The sequence below is a fragment of the Desulfotomaculum copahuensis genome, assembly GCF_001655685.1.
GTDB lineage: Bacteria > Bacillota > Desulfotomaculia > Desulfotomaculales > Desulfovirgulaceae > Desulfotomaculum_G > Desulfotomaculum_G copahuensis.
In genome coordinates this window covers 1-862 of record NZ_LYVF01000076.1, presented here as the reverse complement: position 1 = coordinate 862, position 862 = coordinate 1, and the positions used below count along the sequence as shown (strand labels likewise).

General features: G+C 53.2%; 1 protein-coding gene and 1 pseudogene. One reads left to right on the top strand and one right to left on the bottom strand.

Annotated features, from left to right (window positions below; genetic code table 11):
- Positions 1 to 225, top strand: a pseudogene (locus tag A6M21_RS18675) (RpnC/YadD family protein); the annotation flags it as partial.
- A 202-nt stretch (positions 226 to 427) separates the two neighbouring features.
- Here A6M21_RS18675 and A6M21_RS06355 read toward each other — a convergent pair.
- A partial coding sequence (locus A6M21_RS06355) for a metal-dependent hydrolase (RefSeq protein ID WP_066667103.1) occupies positions 428 to 862 on the bottom strand: 435 nt, incomplete at its 5' end.

The window sequence follows — 862 nt, the reverse complement described above, 5'->3', positions numbered from 1 at the left end:
ATACAGCAGGGAATACAGCAAGGAATACAGCAGGGAATACAGCAGGCCATACTTGACGCGTTGGAAGAAAATCTTGGCGGTTATTCGGAAAAAATAGCTGAGAGCGTGCGGGAAATCAAGAGCGTTGATGAATTAAAAATTCTTCTCCGACGGGCTGTAAAGACTAAAACTTTGGACGAGTTTATAGCGGTGCTGGATCAAGATAAGGCAAAGCTCAAAAATTAACGGTGAACACAACCGGGGCAACCCGGTTTTTTTAATGGAATTAAGATTGATGCGATCTCTTACTTCCCGAAAAACATCAATTCCAAAAACTAATGGACAGTACTGGCCGGAAGACCGTCATAAAAGCGGCTGAAATTGCCGCCGGGGAATGGCACAGGGAACCAGGCGATCAAGCGAAGCCTCTCCCGCCTGGTTCCCTGCGTCATATCCTGATTGCTCCCGTGCTTATAAATTCACCCCAAACACCTCTTTGCCGCAGGCGCGCCGCGAACAGGGCGAGAATTACCGCCCCCAGTATCTCCGGCACAAATACCCCCGGGTTCGTCCACAGCGTATGCCACCAGGCCAGCAACTGGGCCAGAAAACCATGCCTGCCCACCACGGGAAAAGCAAACCCGAATAGCGGCCAGAACAATACACGCGGCATCTGCCACATGCGGTCGAGCACCAGATGCCCGGCGGAAGCCAGGGCCATATACAAAAGCCCGGACCTCCCGGTACGATAAAACCACAACCCCAATGCCAGGAGGAACAGGGCAAATACCAGGGTATGGGCAATACCGCGGCCGGTCCCCAGGCCAAGCCACGGAGCCAGCAGGCCCAGAGGCTTGTCGATAATATCCGGCAGCATGGAACC